The sequence below is a fragment of the Stenotrophomonas sp. P5_B8 genome, from assembly GCF_054049855.1.
Map to the genome: position 1 here is coordinate 1 of NZ_JBFULO010000791.1, position 819 is coordinate 819.

The following is an 819-nucleotide window of genomic DNA, read 5'->3' on the forward strand; positions in this document are numbered from 1 at the left end:
CCARTGAAACGCTGCTTTCGGCATCCCACCCGCACCGTGCCAACCACCCGCCCATGAAACGGTGCTTTCTGCGGCCCACCCACATCTGCGACCCCATGTCGCAACCAGAACAGCCTTCCCGACCCATCCGGCAACATCCGGCTCACAGGCCGCAGCGCACAATCACCGCCTGTCTTTCGGAGCACCGCGATGACCGTTGAAATCATCAACCCCGCCACCGKCCAGGTCACCTACCGCCACGAACTGCTCGATGCCGCGCAGATCGAACAGCGCCTGGCCGCCGCCGCCAAGGCCTTCCCGCTGTGGTCGGGGCAGTCCCTGCAGGGACGGGGCGCCATCCTGCGCGGCATTGCCGCGCAACTGCGCCAGCGCAAGAACGATGTCCAGCAGGCGATGACCAGCGAAATGGGCAAGCTCAAGGCCGAAGCGCTCGCTGAAATCGAAAAGTGCGCCCAGGCTTGCGAGTTCTACGCCGACCACGCCGCCGACTACCTCAAGCCGCAGCTGATCGACACCGAAGCCCAGCGCAGCTACGTGCGCTACGAGCCCATCGGTTGCGTCTTCGCGGTCATGCCGTGGAACTTCCCCATCTGGCAGGTGTTCCGCTTCCTCGCGCCGGCGTTCATGGCCGGCAACGTCGCGCTGCTCAAGCATGCCAGCAACGTCCCGCAGTGCGCCGACCTGATCCTCGCCGTCTGCCGCGATGGCGGCCTGCCCGAGGGCGTGTTCGACGTGCTGCATATCGACAACGACCAGGCCGCCGACGTCCTGCGCGACAAGCGGGTCAAGGCGGTCACGCTGACGGGCAGTGAACGTGCC

Annotated in this window: 1 protein-coding gene; it reads left to right on the plus strand. The window is 66.1% G+C overall.

What is annotated here, in order from left to right:
* Positions 1 to 189: 189 nt before the first annotated feature.
* On the plus strand, positions 190 to 819 hold a 630-nt coding region (locus tag ACXJKH_RS21490), incomplete at its 3' end, for an aldehyde dehydrogenase family protein (protein ID WP_457322418.1).